This is a genomic window from Thermicanus aegyptius DSM 12793, assembly GCF_000510645.1.
Classification (GTDB): Bacteria; Bacillota; Bacilli; order Thermicanales; family Thermicanaceae; genus Thermicanus; species Thermicanus aegyptius.
On sequence record NZ_KI783301.1, the window covers coordinates 1537701 to 1554911 of the forward strand.

The following is a 17211-nucleotide window of genomic DNA, read 5'->3' on the forward strand; positions in this document are numbered from 1 at the left end:
AAAACTCTTTAAAATGTTAAATTCTGATTCAAAAAGTTGAGGGTACTTCCAGTTTTTATGCCGACAGCTCCTCTGATTTTAAGGAGAACCCTTCTTCCAGCCAGCGGGTTAACCCTCCTGCCAAGTTCATCACCTGTCTAAATCCGTTTGCTTTGAGGAAGCTCACGGCAATGGCGGAACGGCCCCCAAGCTGGCAATGGACGAGGATGGGCTTATCGGTAGGGATCTCCCGGAGACGTTCCTTAAGACGTCCCAGCATGATATGTTTGGCCCCTTCCAGGTGTCCTTCGTTCCATTCACTCTCATTTCGGACATCAAGGACGTAGATCTCGCCTCTTCTCACCTCTTCCACCACTTCTTCAGGCTCTACACTTTCAACGTATTCTAGGGGGATGCGCGGATCCTGGAATGAGTTCAAGTAGCTGAGATCCATGTACCCCCGGATCTCATCGATCCCGATCGAATGAAGGGCATGTGTCACTTCCTGAATCTCATTTCGATTCGCGATCAAATAAACGGGGCGGTCATAATCAATCATCCAGCCTGCCCAGTTGGTAAAAGAGCGGTTAAAAGGAATGTTTATCGTTCCGGCCAAGTGACCGTTTTCATATTCATGGGAAGGGCGAGTATCGATGATTTGGACACTCGATGAGAGGAGAAGATTTAACCGATCCGGAGTGGGTTGCATGATTTCCATGTTCTTAAGATCCCGCAATAAGGCAGGCCCTTCTTTATTAAGCCGTTTCATATGTTTAAAGTAGACGGGCGCTTCCGGCTGCCCGGAGAGGAGGGTATTTACAAATTCTTCCTCATCCTCAATGAGCATGGCCCAATTGGTCTTTTTCTCATACCCCACCGTGGAGGAAGGGACAGCCCCCAACGCCTTTCCGCAAGCGCTGCCCGCACCGTGTGCAGGCCATACCTGTAAATAATCAGGCAATTCTTTAAACCGCTGAACCGAGGTGAACATTCGATGGGCTAAAGGTAAAGCGGTGCCTGAGATGCCGGCTGCCGCCTCCAGGAGGTCAGGGCGGCCAATATCTCCCACAAAGACAAAATCTCCGGTAAAGATGCCGATCGGTTCATCCGAAGCGGGAAGATCTGTGAGGAGAAAGGAAATGTGCTCCGGAGTATGCCCTGGCGTATGCATCACGGTGAATTGCAGATTGCCCACTTTAAAAATGTCTCCCTCTTTCACCAGACGATGGGGTACGGTATGGAGATACCGGTATTTCCAATCCTCATCTCCTTCGTCGGAGAGATAGAGGGTTGCACCAGCCCGGTCAGCCAGCTCCCTTGCACCGGAGATAAAGTCGGCATGGATGTGAGTTTCCGTTGCTGCGACGATCTTTACCCCTTCTTCATTGGCCGCCTTTAAATAAGGTTCGATGTTCCGCATGGGGTCAATCACAATGGCCTCACCGCTGGCTTGGCACCCAACCAGGTAGGAAGCCTGGGCCAATTTTGGATCATAGAAATAGCGCAGCAGCATGATTGTACCATCCTCCTCATAAAAATGATGGAAACACTATACCCCATATGGTATATGAAAATGGAGGTATCGTCAATCCCCTGATATCAATAATTATAAAAATAAATAGTAAATTAAAAAGAATATATGAAGAGCGGAAAAACGATTTTCAACGGATCGAGAACGGATCGAGTTGTGTGGGGTGGTTTTTTGGACTGGCACAGATAAGCCCAGAAGCGAATAGGATGAACTAGGGCTTTTCGTGGATTGGTCCATCCAGCCTGGAGGTGAAGTCTGTGCTTGGTTTTTTTAGTCTTCTTTCTCTGCTCGTCAAAGAGATCTTTCTCTTTGTCTCCTATGTAAAGAATAATGCGTTTCCCCAGCCCCTATCGGAGGAAGAGGAGGAAAAAGCCTTACGTTTGCTGGAGAAGGGGGATATGGAAGCGCGCAATCGCTTGATTGAGCATAACTTGCGTTTGGTGGCTCATATTGTGAAAAAATTTGACAATACCGGTGAGGATAGCGAAGATCTCATCTCCATCGGGACGATCGGTCTCATTAAAGCGATCGAAAGTTACCATCCGGACAAGGGGACAAAACTGGCAACTTATGCCGCTCGATGTGTGGAGAATGAAATTCTGATGCATCTTCGCTCGCTTAAGAAGAGCAAGAAAGATGTCTCCCTCCATGATCCCATCGGGATGGATAAAGAGGGGAATGAAATCACCCTCATCGATATCCTGGGAACCGAATCGGATGAAGTGGTTGACCGGGTACAGTTTCAGATTCAAAAGAGCAAGATCTATCAATATCTTCATGTATTGGAGGATCGGGAAAAAGAGGTGATCATCAGCCGATTTGGGCTTAACGATGAGAGGGAAAAAACGCAGCGGGAAATTGCGAAGGAATTGGGGATTTCCCGTTCGTATGTATCTCGGATTGAAAAAAGAGCGTTGATGAAGCTTTATAACGAGTTTTACAAAGAAAATCGAAGATCGAAATGAAACTTTACTTTCCGCTCCTAACGATCGGATCCGAAAAGTTGCATGTTTGAGAGGGATAAATCATATTGGGAGTTTAGGTTTATTCCTTCTTTTTATTTACTCTTTTTACTCATATAACTTTCACATCTATCTCCCAAAACCCGGTTTACAGCAGGGAAGAAACCTTGCTATAATGAAATCAAGTCAAATGAAAATGATTCTCATTTAGATCGGGTGATCGTCATGTGTTTAACAGAGTTGACGGTTGGGGGAAAGTCTAGGGTTCGAAATATGAGACGTCTTCATGCGTCTGTCCGCAGGCGGCTGAAGGATATGGGTTTTTACGAGGGGGCCGTGGTAACTCTCTCTCATTGCCTACCCTTTGGAGGACCCGTCATTCTTGAGACGAATGGACAGTCGGTAGGCATTCGCAAACAGGATGCCCGGCAGGTCGAGGTAGAACGTTTATGAAAATTGCCCTTTATGGTAATCCGAACACGGGTAAGACCTCCCTATTTAATCTTCTTACAGGTTCTTATGAATATATCGGCAATTGGAGCGGTGTTACGGTAGAGAAGAAGGTGGGGATGTTAAGGGAAGATCTTGGTGAACTTGTTGATCTTCCCGGTATCTATTCTTTAAATCCTCTATCGAAGGATGAGGAAGTTGCCTCCACCTACCTCCTCGAAGAATCTTTTACCGGAATCTTAAATATTGTGGATGCTTCCCAGCTTTCCCGCAATCTACATCTCACTTTACAGCTATTAGAGTTTGGAAAGCCGATTATCCTCGCGTTAAATATGGTTGATGTGGCCCAAAAAAGAGGTCTGAAGATTGATGTAGAGTCTCTCTCCGAGCGATTAGGGATTCCCGTCATCCCCATCGTTGCTCGTACCGGAAACGGTCGGGCGGATCTTTTGGACTTGCTTAGAGGGTGGAAGAGAAATTCTGAACCGGAGAAAAAGGGGGTGCAATCCAATTCCCCGATTTTACCTGTTTTCTATGGGGCAGAGGTGGAGAAGTGCATCGACAGGATGGGTATTCTCCTTGAGGAGAAGTCTCCCGTTCTCAAGCGTTTTTTAATTCTTCGTTATCTAGAAGGAAATCAAGTGGTTAAGAACGAGTTAGAGAAGTCGATTCCGCCGGAACGGCTTTCACAGGTTATGATGGAACTGGCGGAACGTCTTGGGTTAAAAGGTCGGGAGGAGCTTTCTGATTACCTTCATCACATCCGGCAGGAGCGGATCGATCAGTTATTATCCGATGTGGTGATCCACGAGAAAGGGAAGGAGATCACGTTAACGGAGCGGATTGACCGTTGGGTGACCCATCCGTTCTGGGGCATGCCGATATTTCTTTTGGTCATGTTCCTGATGTTTCAGCTCACCTTTGATTGGTTGGGCAGCCCACTCTCCGATCTTCTCGACGCCTTTTTCAGCGGCCCTTTACGGGATGGGCTTTCCTATTTACTCACAGAGGCGGGAGCCTCGCCTTTTATCCAATCGGTTGTTTTGGACGGGATATTGGCTGGGGTAGGCGGGGTTCTCGTTTTCGTTCCCCAAATCTTTCTCCTTTTTTTCTTCATTTCGCTTATCGAAGATTCCGGGTATATGGCACGGGTGGCCCTCGTCATGGATGGAATCATGGAGAAAATCGGCTTAAATGGGAAGGCCTTTATTCCCATGATCATCGGTTTTGGTTGTAATGTTCCCGGAGTCATGGCCGCCCGGACGATTGAGCAGCCTAAGGAGCGATTGCTGACGATTCTTCTCACTCCCCTCATGTCCTGCTCTGCCCGGTTATCTGTTTATAGCTTGTTTGTAGGAGCCTTTTTTCAACGGTATCAAGCGCTCGTTGTCTTGTCCCTTTACTTGTTGGGAATCGCAGTGGCTATGATCATGGCATGGCTTTTTTCCTCCACCATTTTAAAAGAAGAGGCTTCCGTCTTTGTAGTGGAGTTGCCTCCTTATCGCCTCCCCCACGGAATCACCTTATGGCGCAGTACATGGGAGAAAGGGAAAGGTTTTATTCGTAAAGCAGGAACCGTCATTTTTGGTGGAACCGTTTTGATTTGGCTTCTATCCTACGTCGGTCCAAAAGGGATCGGCGTGCCGATGGATCAAAGCTTCTTGGCCTCCATCGGCGGATGGTTTGTTCCCCTTCTTGCTCCGTTAGGGTTCGGCACTTGGCAAGCAGGATCCGCTCTCATAACCGGTTTCGTTGCCAAGGAGATCGTCGTCTCCACCATGAACATTCTTTACCACGCCCCTGAGAGCGAAACACTTCAACAAATCGTTTCTCATGCCTTTACTCCCCTTTCTGCATATAGTTTTATGGTCTTTATTCTTCTTTATATCCCTTGTCTTGCCACGGTGGCCACCATTCGACGGGAGTCCGGATCCGTGAAGTGGACGGTCCTCGCCGTCTCATATTCCTTAGGTGTTGCGTATCTTCTTTCTTTCTTGGTTTACCAAGGCGGAAGAATACTTGGAATGATGTAATATGTTGGAAGCGGTGAGGGGACATGGCTAGGATTTTTTGAATGAAGCGAGTAAAGGATTCGGGTAAGAGGTCGTCGTTTAGAGATCGAAGGTTGTTGGTCGGGTGCGTTTTGAGAAAAAATGTGAGATCTGAAAGGGGAGAGTGAGATGTGGGCCAATTTGATCATCGGAGGCTTGATCTTTGGATATGCAGGATGGACTCTATTTCGCCATCTGAGTCGGAGCAGAGACGGGAAATGTGCCGCTTGCAGCATTAAGAAAACGTGCGATCAATGCGTTTTACCTTCGAAGGAGAAAATACGCCTCTAGTGTTGTAGACATCTTGGTTTTCCGTATTGCTCGCGTTTCTTTATCCATCTTCAATCGACAGCGCTCCACTGCGAAAAAGGCGGTTTTATGAAACCGCCTTTCCTTCATCTGCAACCACGTCTTTCAGCTTTTTTTTCGAGAGAATCCTTCCCGTAATTAATCCGATCGCGATAAGAAGGAGAATTGTTGTCCATTTAAGAAGGGGGTCGTCGAAGACGGAATGAAAAAATGGCTCTTCTGTAATCATTTTTCCGGCTGTAAACAGAAGCACACCGGAGCCCAAATAGATGAGAAAGGGAAAGCGGTCCAATGCCCGGATGACTAAGGTGCTGCCCCAGACAACGATGGGAATGCTGATGAGAAGCCCAATCAGTACAAGGATGGGATGTCCATGAGCTGCGCCGGCCACGGCAAGCACGTTATCCATCCCCATCAAAGCGTCTGCGAAAATGATGGTCCGAATGGCTGAAAAGAGGGTATCGCTTGCTTTAATCTCCTCCTTCTTATCCTCAATGAGGAGCCGAACGGCGATCCAAACCAGGAGGCTACCTCCGACGAAGAGCAAGAAGGGGATTTGAAGCAGGTAGACGACTCCAATGGTAAGGAGGACACGTACGGCGACCGCTCCTAAGGTTCCCCAGAAAATCGCTTTTTTTTGATGTTCATGGGGGAGGTTTCTGGCAGCCATCCCGATCACAATTGCATTGTCGCCTGCCAAGAAAAGATCGATGAGGATGATGGCCATGAGTGATGTGAATAATTCGAATAAGCTATCCATGCTTTTCTCCTCCTGTCCGATTTCAAATCAAGATAAAATAGAAAAGACCTACACCACTTTTGTGGTATAGGTCTGGCTAACAACAAAATCCGTTGCCTGTAAAGCCGAGGTGAAAAACCTGAATTGACGGCTTTTACAGTAAAAGCTACTCCCCTTTTACCTTACGGAAACATTCTATCATACTATTTTTTTTCTTACAAGATATTTTTAATTGAGCTGGTTTCCATGTTCGGAAAACCTGGCGGGACAAGGGCCGAAGGATAAGCGAAAATAATTTATCCCCCAACAATAAATGAAAACATGAGGACTTTTGGGCGTATCATTTGGGCATAAAAAGATCGGAGGAGCGAAATTCCACCCCAGCCTCCCGCTGTGGTAAAAATAAACAGATGAATCCTTCCATGATAAAATTGTAGTTGCCAATAAAAAGGTATTGAAGGCGTTATGAACCCTATGTATTTTTTCTGGCCTGTGGGCAGTACAGAAATGTGCAAATCGATTGGAAGCAAAAACCCATATCCTACTACTTCGTAATTTCGTATAAAAATACTACAAATTGAAGTAGAAAAATACTACAAAATGTATGATTTCGGGTATACGAAAATGTGGTACATTTGAATCGACATCAAGATAACATCTGAGATAAATACTTTATAACAACAAATGAGAGCAGTCCAAAGCCTGTTGCTTAGATCTTTGATTTCTATTAATCTAAGATTGAGATAATTGATTGAGATCATTCGCTCCCCTCCTCATGGGATGGGGTGCGCCTTTTTTCATTCAGTCCATGGGGAGAAAAAGATCGTGCATAAGAGTATTGTGATCGCGGTTTCGGTGTTGTTGTTCGTCCTTTTCGCTGTGGTGGCGGTGGTGATTACCGATTTGCATGACCGTTTTTTCCCGGTGCAACTGGGGGTTCAGTCGAAGGTCTCTCTTGACTTTAGTGATGCGGGCATGTCGGACGAGGAGGCATTTCGGCTGCCGCTTCTTCTAGGGAGCTCGTCTTCACCGGACTGGAGGCGCCCCAGAGGCTACTAGCGGAGCGTGGCTTGCAGGGAAGAATCCTGGTAAAGTACATGGCCGAAGAAGGCATTCTGCGTGCGCAGGTCGCCGCCTATTTCGCCTGGCTGCGGGCAGGGTCGCTGGTCGCTCTAATCGTAAGTCACGATGGTTATCGATGACCGGAAGATGATCGAGGGAGCCAGTTTGATATGCGCACCCGGGACGATGACCGCGCTCATCGGTCCCAGCGGCGCCGGCAAAACAACGCTGCTCCATTTGCTTGGGCTGCTTTTGCGGCCGACCGGCGGGCGCGTACTGGTAGACGGGAAGGATACGACGGGCTGGGGGGCACGGCAACGCCGGCTCTTCTGGAAGAACCATGCTGCCTTCATCCTCCAGGATTACGGGGTCATTGAAGAGGAGTCCGTTGCCTTCAACGTGACCATGACATCCAGTCTTTTCGGATCCCGGGTAAGGGGTGACCAAGAGCGGATGAAAGCCGCACTCGCGGCAACCGGATTAAGCGGGAGGGAACGAGAACCGGCAGCCCGGCTCAGCGGAGGGGAGAAGCGTCGTCTTGGAATTGCCCGAGCCCTCTACAAGGATGCCCAAGTCATTTTCGCCGATGAACCAACGGCCTCTCTCGACGACGTGAATAGTAAGCGGGTCATCGAATTACTCGTCTCACTCGCGCGGCAAGGAAGGGCCGTGGTGGTGGCAACTCACGATGATGGGGTGGTTCGTGCTTCTGATGCCCAGTACTCACTCGTGCGAACGTAATGCCGACACGCGTCAGAGCGATCGCCGTAATCCTGTGTAAACAGAAAGAAGGGGATCTATTTGAAAAAACAAGGGAAGTGGATCTTGGCAATCTTGCTCGTAGCTGCCGCGGCTGCTCTGTTTTTGATTGCGGGGACAGGCATGCTGATTGATGTGATTCCGTTCCCTGGAAAACAGGACTTTGCCCGTCCACCATGCGAAAAGCTTCCGGATAAAAGGTCGGTTGACGAGGCATTCGTCTCGCACAAAGACCTCGTTGCCCGCCTTCAAAACGCCGGGCCAGGTGTAAAAGTGGAAGTGGCAACTCCATGTGAAGGTCATCCGGACCGGGCGCTCATCAGGATCTTGTATAAGACGAAAGCCGAGCAGGAGGGCATTTCTGCAATTCTTGCCCAAGAGAGCTTTGGGGTTCCTGTGGAACCTGTCAGACATTAGGTTACTAATAAATATTTAAAGGTCCCAAAATAATGGGCCTTTTTTTGCGCAATAAAATCTAACAAGTCCTGAATCCATGATATCCAAAAAATGTCTTCCCTTTTTTATGGAAGAAAGGGGAATGTAGCAATTTTAATTATTAATGGGTAAAGCATTGACACGTTTTCAAAAATATGTTTTGGCCCAACATTAATTTACCCGACCTCATAAGAATTTTATTGTTTCGATAATCCCTCTTTGGACTTGTCTTTTAGATTCACAAAGAAAAATATAGCCCACATCATAATCACATTTATTAAGGAAAAGTTGCAATTTTCTTCCTCTTCTTTTTCGTAGGGGATGGTGAAGGATTCGTCTGTGAGGCGGCTTCATGATCTGTCTCACCTGGCGAAGGGTGCGTTTGAAACTTTATAGGAATAATAAAAAAATTAAAAATGAAGAATTCTCTCCCCTTGCGAAACGCTTTTAACTGTGAGAGGATAGGGATAACATGAAGAGAAGTGGGGGATTCATGTGGAAGGTAAGGAAATTGGGGATCATTCCATGGAGAAGCTGAGAGATCGTTATCAACGTCCTCTTCGCGATTTGCGGATCTCTGTGACGGATAAATGCAATTTTCGTTGCGAATACTGCATGCCCAAAGAGATATTTGGGCCCGATTATCCTTTTTTGCCAAAGGAGAAACTTCTTACCTTCGATGAGATGGAGCGTTTGATCCGCCTTTTCGTCCGGTTAGGGGTGGAGAAGGTGCGCATCACCGGAGGAGAACCGCTGATGCGTCCCCATTTGGACCAATGGGTGGAAAGGATCGGAAAGATTGAAGGGATCCAAGATATTGCCATTACCACGAACGGTTTTCTCCTAAAAAAACAGGCCAAATCTCTCTACCGTGCCGGTCTGAGACGAATTACCGTTAGTTTAGACAGCCTGGATGATGAAGTGTTCGGGAGGATGAACGGCCAAGGGATCCCTGTCCGTACCGTTTTAGAAGGGATCGATGCGGCGAAAGAAGCGGGGTTGTCGGTAAAGATCAACATGGTTGTTAAGAAAGGGGTAAATGATCAGGACATCCTTCCGATGGCCCGTTTCTTCAAAGAGAGGGGGGATACCCTCCGTTTTATTGAATATATGGATGTAGGAAATTCAAATGGATGGAAATTGGACCATGTTCTCCCCAGCCGTTTTATCCTGGAGAGAATCAACGAGGAGATGCCTTTGGAGCCGGTTAATCCCCACTACTTTGGGGAAGTGGCGAAGCGTTATCGTTATGTGGGAACCGATACGGAGATTGGCTTTATTACCTCGGTGACCCAAGCTTTTTGCTCCACCTGTACGAGAGCCCGACTATCCGCGGATGGAAAGCTCTTTACCTGCCTTTTCGCTACGGAAGGGCGAGAACTTCGCCCTCTCCTCCGGGAAGGAGCAACGGATGAGGAAATTTTGCAGGTGATTCAGGAAGTTTGGAGAGTGAGGGAGGATCGTTATTCGGAGCTTCGCCTCCTCAATACAAAAGGGCTAAAAAAGAGGAGAAAAATCGAGATGTCCTACATTGGGGGGTGAAGGTTATTCTCTCCGAAATGCCCCGATGACCTCCATGGTTTGGGTGATGTCTACAAAGGCTTTCGGATCTACTTCTAAAATGTAAGGTTTAATGAGAGGAAGCTCATAGCGGGAAATTACCGTGAAGAGCACTTTCTTTTTTTCCCGGGTGAAGGCCCCTTCCCCGTCCAGCATGGTGATGCCCCGGACCACATGCCGAAGGAGCATTTCCCGCATCTCTTCCCCCTTGTTTGTGATGATCATCAAGGTTAACTTGTGATGCCGGGTGTAGAGGGTATCGATCACTCTGCCTGCCGCATAGATGGATGCAAGGGTATAGAGGGCACGTGTCCAATCGAACAGGAAACCTGAGACGATAATGATCACGGCATTCATGGCGAAGGTTAACATGCCCATGGGAAAATCTTTCTTTTTTGCTATCACCAAGCCGATGATGTCAAAACCTCCGGTGGAGCCGGAAGCTCGGAAGATGGTGCCGATGGCGATCCCGCTTAAGACACCGCCGAAAACGGCGGAGAGAATGGGCTCGTTTGTTATAGGCGTTTCAGGGATAAATTGCATAGCGATGGAGGTAACGGCGACAGAAAAGATACTATGGAGGAGAAAACGGCGCCCCAATTCTTTCAGACCTAGGATAAAGATCGGAATGTTAAGGAGAAAAATGATAAGTCCGGTATTGAGTGGGGTTAAAAGGCCGATAATCATGGCAATGCCCACCACTCCTCCGCTTAATATCTTAAAAGGGAGCAGAAAGAGGTTGTAGGCTGCGGCGAGGAGAATGGAGGAGAGAAAGATGACAATAATTTTACCCATAGGATCACCTGATTGAGAGTTTCTCTTCTAATCGTAGTATAGAGAAAAGAGAGAAGGAGTGCAAACCTACCCATGGGAGAAATAAAATGAAAAAAGGAAAGATATAAAATAAGCGGGAATATAAAAAGAAAAAAAATATAAAGAATGAAAGGGCAGGAATTCTCGTCGTTTTGGGAGAAATAGAATATATCCGTCGGCCAAGTCAAGCAGGAGAATCATTCTCTGAAGGGAGAGGGTAGAGTGTTTACGAGAGAAGAATTGCTTGCACCGGAGTATTATAACATGGTAGAAGAGATGGAACGCTATGGGGAAGATGAGGATCGAGTTGCTTTATTGTGGGAAAATGAAAGCGGTGACAAACGGGTGGTTACTTATTCCCAATTGGTGGCTCGATCAAACCAATTGGCGAATGCCTTATCGAAACAAGGGATCAAAAAGGGGGACAAATTGGTTGTCCTCATGCCTAAAGTACCGGAGACCTATATGATTTATATGGCCGCCCTGAAGATGGGGGTTATCCTGATGCCGGGTTCTGAACTGCTGACCTCGAAAGATATTTTATATCGGATAAACCACGCCGAAGCGGAAGGGATTCTCGTCTACCATTCGTTGGCGGATCGGGTGGATGAGATTCGCAATGAGGCCCTGTCTTTAAAATATTTCATCACGGTGGGGGGGAGGAGAGAAGGGTTTCTCTCGTATGAGGAACTGATTGATGGGGAGTCGGAGGAGTTTGAAAGGGTAAATACGAAAAGTGATGATATCGCTTTTATCTCTTATACCTCAGGAACGACAGGAAACCCAAAAGGGGTGATTCATCATCATAGTTGGGGGTATGCCCATCAAAGGGTGGCGGCCAAGGCATGGATGGATATTAAAGAAGGAGATGTGGTCTGGGCGACGGCGGGTCCCGGTTGGGCGAAATGGGTATGGAGTCCTTTTGTTTCCACCCTTTCATCGGGCGCCATCGGATTTCACTACTTCGGACGCTTTAATCCGGAGAAGTATTTGCAACTGATCGATCAATATAAGGTAAATGTTCTTTGTTGTACGCCAACGGAATATCGCTTAATGGCTAAGGTTGATCATTTAGATCGTTTCTCCCTCTCCTCCCTGCATAGTGCGGTGAGTGCCGGGGAGCCTTTAAACCGGGAAGTGATTGAAACATTTAAAAAATATTTTGGGGTGGAAGTAAGAGACGGGTATGGCCAAACGGAAAACAGCTTGCTCATCGGAAACCTGAAGGGAGCGAAGATAAAGCCGGGTTCGATGGGAAAGCCTTCTCCCGGGAATTGGATAGGAATCATCGATGAAGAGGGAAATCTCGTCCCCCGGGGCGTGGTGGGGGATATTGCGCTTCATCGCAGTGCGCCCACTCTCTTTAAAGGATATTATCGGGATCCGGAGAGAACCAAGATGGCTTTTCGGGGCGATTGGTACGTGACGGGCGATCAGGCGATGGAGGATGAAGAGGGCTATTACTGGTTTGAAGGGAGAGCCGACGACATCATCATTAGCGCAGGATATACCATCGGCCCTTTTGAAGTAGAGGATGCCCTGGTAAAGCATGAAGCGGTGAAGGAATGTGCGGTCGTGGCTAGTCCTGATGAGATTCGCGGCTCCATTGTGAAGGCTTTCGTGGTGCTTAAGGATCCTACCTCCATCCAAGGGGAGGGAAGAGCGGAAACCCTCATCAAAGAACTTCAAGAACATGTGAAGAAGATCACCGCTCCTTACAAGTATCCCAGGGAGATCGAGTTCGTAGAGGATTTGCCGAAAACTACTTCCGGGAAGATCCGGAGGGTAGAGCTGAGGAAGATGGAAAGAGAAAAGAAGCTCAAAGGGGAAAATGAAATCAGATGACCTCAGGGGTCGTTTCGCGAGAAAAAAAGCAGGATGCGCAGAGCAGGTTGCGTCCTGCTCTTTTCCTTTATATGATAAGAGATAGATCAAAAAGGGCTTGTGAAGGAGGGGGAGGGATTTATGGAAGCTTGGCTTTTGTTTATAAAAGAGAATTTCTGGGGCCTTCTCATCGTGGCGATTGGACTGATTATCGTTTTAAGCATCGTGAAGACGATGGTAAAATGGGTGATCGTTATCCTCGTGTTGGCAGGTGTTTTTCTTTATGGAGCCAATTTCGTTGGAAACATCCAGGATTTCGGGAAGCAGGCGGTTCAGTATACGAAAGAACAAGCGGTAAAATTATTGATCGAAGAAGCGAAGAGGGCAGAGTATACGTTGAACAAGGACGGGACGTATACGATAAGATCAGACCGCATCACCCTGAGCGGGAAGATCGGTTCTAGCGAAGCGACTTTATCGATTTTGGGCCAACAATTTCCCATACAGTTGGACGAGACGTTAAAAAAAGTGATTCAGGAGATAGAAACGGGAAAGAAATGAAACCCTTGCCTTCCATATGCGTAAAGGATATCAAGGATGGTCGAGTAGGGATTTTCAGAAAGAAAAAGGTGAGGGAAGGGATAAACGGTGAAAAAGAGTGGATGGATTATTTTGGGCGCCGTCGCCGTGTTGCTGGTTTTTTGGATGATGGGAAGTTATAATGGATTAGTCACCCAAGAGGAACAGGTGAATAAATCTTGGTCACAGATTGAAAACCAGTTGCAGCGAAGAATGGATTTAATTCCTAATTTAGTAAATACGGTAAAAGGATATGCGGCTCATGAAACTGCCGTCTTCCAGGGGATTGCAGATGCCCGGGCAAAGATGGCCGGGGCGACGACCCCTGCCGACATGGCAAAGGCGAATGACCAGTTGAGCAGTGCCTTAAGCCGCCTCTTAGTCGTGGTGGAACGTTATCCGGAGCTTAAGGCGGATAAAGAGTTTACTCAGCTGATGGATGAACTGGCAGGCACCGAAAACCGCATTGCCACCGCTAGGATGGATTACAATACGGCGGTTCAAAACTTTAATACTACCCTAAAAAGGTTTCCTGGGGTTATCGTAGCTCGGTTTTTCGGCTTTGAGGCGAAGGAATACTTTAAGGCGCAAGAGGGAGCCGCGGAAGTCCCCAACGTTGATTTCGGAGGCAGTCAGCCATGAACCGGGGATGGAAGAGAGTTGTTCAGCTTCTCCTGCTCCCTCTTCTCTTGCAGCTTCTCATCCCGTTGGCAGCGTATGCTTCGCCCATCCCTAAGCCAATCGGCGATATTTATGTGCAGGATTTTGCCCATCTCCTTTCGGCAGGAGAAAGGGAGAGCCTCATTCGGCTTGGGAAAGAACTGGAGGATCGGACGAAAGCTCAGGTAGCGGTTTTAACGGTTTCTTCTCTTGAGGGGATGTCGATCGAGGATTACGCATTGCAGGCCTTTCGCAGCTACCAATTAGGAGATAAAGCGCTGAACAATGGGGTATTGTTGGTGATCGCGACGGAAGACCGCAAGGTAAGGATTGAAGTGGGGTATGGTTTGGAAGGAGCCCTCCCCGATGGAAAAGTGGGGAGAATTCTGGACGAAGTGACGCTGCCTGCTCTTAAAGAGAATCTGCCGGGTCAAGCCATCGTTAAGACCTATCAGGTCCTCGTCCGGGAAGTAGCCAATGAATACGGAGTAAAGATCCAGGTTCCGGAAGGGTTGCCCTCGGTCACCGAAGGGAAAAATGATGGAAAGATGAATCCTGTATGGTCCACTCTCCTCGTTTTATTTCTCATTATGATCGATTTTATCTTCTTCGGGGGGCGCATAACCTATTCGATCTTAGCCGTGCTCAGCATGTATCGCGGTGGGAGAGGCAGTGGCGGATGGGGGGGATTCGGAGGTGGCAGCCGAGGCGGTGGCGGATGGGGGGGATTCGGAGGCGGCAGCCGAGGCGGTGGCGGAGGTTCTTCTGGCGGTGGAGGGGCAAGCCGGGGCTGGTAGCCCTGAATGGGGGAAGCATGAGCCCCCTTTTTATATGCGATGAACCTATAACGGTTGATTTAAATGTTGATTAAGTTTCATTGAAATACCATAGTTTACTTCAGATTGTGGTACAATGTAAAAGAGATACATAAGAAAAGGTGAAAGCTGGGGATGACTCGTTCTAAAAGCGTTTACTTAAGTGCTCATTTTTTCCATCTAGCCCTTCTCCTCTTTATTGTAGAATTTGTAAGAGGGGCATTCGTCTATTCATTTCTTCCTGTCTTTGCGGTGGAGAAACTTGGTTTTACGGTGACGATCGTAGGGCTTGCAATAACCGCCCACTCCTTGATGGATTTATTCGTGAAAAGTGTGATCGGGATGCTCCTTGACCATTTTCCTTTTCGCAAAGTGGTAAGTCTCAGCATGTTTATTGCTTTTTTCGGCCTCCTTTGGATTCCTTTCGTCCACACCGAATGGCAGCTTCTTCTCTCCGTCTCCCTGTTTGGTTTAGGAATCTCCCCGATCTGGCTGGTTAGCATGGGCCAGGTGGATGAGGAGTTTAGAGGCACTCAGATGGGGCTTCTCTACTCTTTTTGGCTCATCGGGACCGGACTCGGGATGGTGAGTACCAATTTCATTCTGGATCTGGAGTCCAACTTAGCCCTATGGGGGTTCATGATTATATGGCTTATGGGAAGCGTGAGCTCCCTTTGGATTCGGGAGACGAAGAACAGGATTTTTCACGTGGAATCCCTGAAAGAACAGTATGAGGCATTAAAAGGCCAATTAAAGGTGATGAAGCCCCTCCTCCCGGGAATGATTCTGCAGACGATGGCGGCGGGGATGCTTCTTCCCATTCTTCCTGATTTTATTTCGAAACATCTCGGGTTTACTTATTCTACGTATTCCTACATCTTGATGGTAGGTGGAGGACTGGCCATGGCGGGCCTTATTCCCATGGGGAGATTGGCCGATCATTGGGGGAAAAAATGGTTTCTCGTCATGGGTTTTGCGTTTTTGTCGCTTGCTCTCTTCCTTATTCCGTTAAGCAACTCCTTCTGGATGGTTTTATTCCTCACCGCCCTTTTAGGCATTTCGTATTCCGCCGTTCTCCCTTCCTGGAATGCCCTCCTTGCTCAATATGTACCTGTCGAATATAAAGGAATGGGGTGGGGCCTTTTTTCCAGTGTGGAGGGGCTCGGAGTCCTGATTGGACCGGCTTTGGGAGGGTGGTTGGCGGACCGTTTCACTTCTACCTTCATTGTCGTATTAAGCGCTATCCTTTTAGGAAGCATTGCGATTTTTTACTTTCTTTACCCCATGAAATTTGATCATAACCGAAGAATTAAGTAGAGGGAATTTCGCTGTGGGAGAGTGATACCATGGGGAAGGTTTTTTGGGGAATATTCTTTTTACTTTTTATTTATATGGGAGTTCCTTTCCTTTTGACGAGAGTGTTTGGAATCGGGGTCATAAAAAGAGGTTCTTCCTTGCACCGGCTTGCCTTTACTTTTGATGACGGCCCCGATCCGGTCTATACTCCTCGCCTTTTGGAATTGCTGCGCACGTATGGAGTGAAAGCTACGTTTTTTGTGGTGGGAGAAAAAGCAAAGAGGCATCCGGAACTCATTCGCCGCATTCATGAAGAAGGACATGCGATCGGCATCCATAATTATGTTCATCACCCCAATTGGTTTCTTTCCCCTTTACGACTGCGGCGGGATTTGGATGAAACAGCCGCTTACATCCAATCGATCACGGGGGAGCGTCCTCTCTTTTATCGTCCTCCCTGGGGATTATTAAGTTTGGCGGATCTTTTCCTGCTTCGCCCTTATAGACTCACCATTTGGTCGCTGATGGGGTGGGATTGGGGAAAAAAGACCAGTCCCGTTCGGTTAAAAATGAGGCTTCTTCATAAGATACGGGGAGGGGAGATTATCCTCCTTCATGACAGCGGGGAGACGGCGGGGGCAGATCCGACGGCGCCGGAACGAATGATGATTGCTCTGGAGGAAACATTAAGGGAAATCCGCCATTGGGGATATGAATATGTTCCCTTGAATAAGCTAATGGAAGAGGATGAGGATTTCTCCGTGAAAAGAATGCTTCCTTTTTGGAAAAGGGGGTTTGCCCATCTGTTTATCCTCTATGATAAAGCTCTCCGCTTTCTCTTAGGGGTTCGCCCCATTCAAAAAAGAGACGATTTTTTTTATGTGAGGGTGATTCATTATCATGGACAGAGGATTGGAATGGAAGATGGGGAAACCATAGAGAAAGGGGATCTGATCTTAGAGATCCATTTAAATAATGAGCTTCTTTTCAAACTGGGTTTAAGATCCCGCAGCAGAATGCAATTGGTCATACAGCTGATTCGTGAAGTGGAAAAAAGCCTTCCGGTTATAGCGGAACTTTTGGAGACTCATCCCAAATATCGCCTGGTGAAAGGACTCTATGGAATCTCATTAGTCAATCGGGGGGTAAAACCCTTTGGGTTTTCGGTTCTTGATCTGCCAAAAGGGTTGCTGAGCCATCTCATCCGGTATTATCTTCGTTTCTTGATGTTTGCCGTCCATCCGCGCGGAGGGGAACGGTTAAAGACGAAAACGGATCTTCTTGTCCCTAAAATCATGGTCATGTCAAGAAAGGAGATTCTCAAAAGGTACGGAAAGGGGAAAGAATCTTCTCCTTTAACCTCCTTGAATACCTCTGTCTCCTAAAA

17 protein-coding genes are annotated in these 17211 nt (G+C 47.5%); 14 read left to right on the plus strand and 3 right to left on the minus strand.

The features are described from left to right. Window positions 1-55: 55 nt before the first annotated feature. Window positions 56-1492 (minus strand): MBL fold metallo-hydrolase, encoded by a 1437-nt coding sequence (locus THEAE_RS0108250; RefSeq protein ID WP_028987138.1) that lies wholly within the window; start codon window positions 1490-1492, stop codon window positions 56-58. 275 nt (window positions 1493-1767) lie between these two features. Here THEAE_RS0108250 and sigK point away from each other — a divergent pair, with 275 nt between their 5' ends. From sigK to THEAE_RS22560, 4 genes are all read left to right on the plus strand, one after another. Continuing rightward, window positions 1768-2475, plus strand: a complete 708-nt coding sequence (gene sigK / locus THEAE_RS0108255) for an RNA polymerase sporulation sigma factor SigK (RefSeq protein ID WP_005583004.1) — start codon at window positions 1768-1770, stop codon at window positions 2473-2475. Between the two features lie 270 nt (window positions 2476-2745). Continuing rightward, window positions 2746-2925: a FeoA family protein gene (locus tag THEAE_RS22555; RefSeq protein WP_245605541.1), complete on the plus strand. Its 180-nt coding sequence runs from the start codon at window positions 2746-2748 to the stop codon at window positions 2923-2925. Continuing rightward, on the plus strand, window positions 2922-4955 hold the full coding sequence (feoB, locus tag THEAE_RS0108265) for a ferrous iron transport protein B (protein WP_028987140.1): 2034 nt from the start codon (window positions 2922-2924) through the stop codon (window positions 4953-4955). Before THEAE_RS22555 ends, feoB begins: the two co-directional genes overlap by 4 nt. 147 nt (window positions 4956-5102) lie before the next feature. Continuing rightward, complete coding sequence (locus tag THEAE_RS22560) at window positions 5103-5264, plus strand: FeoB-associated Cys-rich membrane protein (protein ID WP_084213489.1); 162 nt, start codon at window positions 5103-5105, stop codon at window positions 5262-5264. Window positions 5265-5349: 85 nt separating this feature from the next. Here the strand turns inward: THEAE_RS22560 and THEAE_RS0108275 are convergent, their stop codons facing one another. Continuing rightward, entirely contained in the window at window positions 5350-6042 is a 693-nt protein-coding gene (locus THEAE_RS0108275) for a TerC family protein (protein WP_028987141.1), read from the minus strand. Window positions 6043-6846: 804 nt separating this feature from the next. Between THEAE_RS0108275 and THEAE_RS0108285 the strand changes: the two genes are divergently transcribed. From THEAE_RS0108285 to moaA, 4 genes are all read left to right on the plus strand, one after another. Next, complete coding sequence (locus THEAE_RS0108285; RefSeq protein ID WP_211233493.1) at window positions 6847-7080, plus strand: hypothetical protein; 234 nt, start codon at window positions 6847-6849, stop codon at window positions 7078-7080. Window positions 7081-7230: 150 nt separating this feature from the next. Then, entirely contained in the window at window positions 7231-7824 is a 594-nt protein-coding gene (locus THEAE_RS0108290) for an ABC transporter ATP-binding protein (protein WP_245605542.1), read from the plus strand. 60 nt (window positions 7825-7884) lie between these two features. Next, window positions 7885-8259 (plus strand): hypothetical protein, encoded by a 375-nt coding sequence (locus tag THEAE_RS0108295; RefSeq protein WP_084213490.1) that lies wholly within the window; start codon window positions 7885-7887, stop codon window positions 8257-8259. 543 nt (window positions 8260-8802) lie between these two features. Further along, complete coding sequence (moaA, locus tag THEAE_RS0108305) at window positions 8803-9819, plus strand: GTP 3',8-cyclase MoaA (protein WP_028987145.1); 1017 nt, start codon at window positions 8803-8805, stop codon at window positions 9817-9819. A 3-nt stretch (window positions 9820-9822) separates the two neighbouring features. Here the strand turns inward: moaA and THEAE_RS0108310 are convergent, their stop codons facing one another. After that, window positions 9823-10632 (minus strand): YitT family protein, encoded by an 810-nt coding sequence (locus THEAE_RS0108310; protein WP_005585220.1) that lies wholly within the window; start codon window positions 10630-10632, stop codon window positions 9823-9825. Window positions 10633-10872: 240 nt separating this feature from the next. Here THEAE_RS0108310 and mbcS point away from each other — a divergent pair, with 240 nt between their 5' ends. The 6 genes from mbcS (at window position 10873) to THEAE_RS20450 (ending at window position 17209) form a co-directional block, all read left to right on the plus strand. Further along, on the plus strand, window positions 10873-12495 hold the full coding sequence (gene mbcS / locus THEAE_RS0108315; RefSeq protein ID WP_039944367.1) for an acyl-CoA synthetase MbcS: 1623 nt from the start codon (window positions 10873-10875) through the stop codon (window positions 12493-12495). 120 nt (window positions 12496-12615) lie between these two features. Then, window positions 12616-13035 (plus strand): hypothetical protein, encoded by a 420-nt coding sequence (locus THEAE_RS0108320; RefSeq protein ID WP_005585127.1) that lies wholly within the window; start codon window positions 12616-12618, stop codon window positions 13033-13035. Between the two features lie 87 nt (window positions 13036-13122). After that, window positions 13123-13695 carry a LemA family protein gene (locus tag THEAE_RS0108325; RefSeq protein WP_028987147.1) on the plus strand — a complete coding sequence of 191 codons (573 nt, stop codon included), beginning with the start codon at window positions 13123-13125 and terminating at the stop codon, window positions 13693-13695. Further along, complete coding sequence (locus THEAE_RS0108330; RefSeq protein ID WP_028987148.1) at window positions 13692-14510, plus strand: TPM domain-containing protein; 819 nt, start codon at window positions 13692-13694, stop codon at window positions 14508-14510. The genes THEAE_RS0108325 and THEAE_RS0108330 overlap by 4 nt, the downstream gene beginning before the upstream one ends. Before the next feature lie 153 nt (window positions 14511-14663). Beyond that, entirely contained in the window at window positions 14664-15845 is a 1182-nt protein-coding gene (locus THEAE_RS0108335) for an MFS transporter (RefSeq protein WP_028987149.1), read from the plus strand. Between the two features lie 101 nt (window positions 15846-15946). Beyond that, entirely contained in the window at window positions 15947-17209 is a 1263-nt protein-coding gene (locus THEAE_RS20450; protein WP_245605615.1) for a polysaccharide deacetylase family protein, read from the plus strand. The last annotated feature ends 2 nt before the right edge of the window (window positions 17210-17211 follow it).